The following is a 399-nucleotide window of genomic DNA, read 5'->3' as shown; positions in this document are numbered from 1 at the left end:
CCCCCTGGTGGCGGAGGACGGCGACGAGCCGGCGCCCGATCCCGGCCCGGAAGCGGACTCCGGCACGGACGGCTCCGCCGACGCGGGACCGCGCAGTGCGCCGGCACAGGCCCCTCGGCCCGCGCCGGACGCCTTTCCCCAACGGCCCTGCCGCCCCGCGCGGCACGGCCTTTGCGATCGCCTGAACCGATGAACCGCCCGTACAACTTCTCCGCCGGCCCCGCCGCCATCCCTGCCGAAGTCCTGCAGCAGGCCGCCTCCGAAATGCTGGACTGGCACGGCAGCGGCATGGGCGTGATGGAGATGAGCCACCGGGGCAAGGAATTCCTGTCGATCTACGAACAGGCCGAGGCGGACCTGCGCGAGCTGCTCGCCGTGCCGCAGAACTTCAAGATCCTG

The 399-nt window shown here is 72.4% G+C and carries 1 protein-coding gene and 1 pseudogene; both read left to right on the top strand.

The window, feature by feature from the left end; all coding sequences use genetic code 11:
* A pseudogene (locus tag KDK95_RS39120) lies at positions 1 to 193 on the top strand (hypothetical protein); the annotation flags it as partial.
* Positions 190 to 399, top strand: a 210-nt coding sequence (locus tag KDK95_RS39115) for an aminotransferase class V-fold PLP-dependent enzyme (RefSeq protein ID WP_212522679.1), incomplete at its 3' end; no start/stop codon positions are given. The pseudogene KDK95_RS39120 and the gene KDK95_RS39115, both read left to right, overlap by 4 nt.

Source organism: Actinospica acidithermotolerans (assembly GCF_018139625.1).
Lineage (GTDB): Bacteria > Actinomycetota > Actinomycetes > Streptomycetales > Catenulisporaceae > Actinospica > Actinospica acidithermotolerans.
This window is presented reverse-complemented; position numbering and strand designations above follow the sequence as displayed.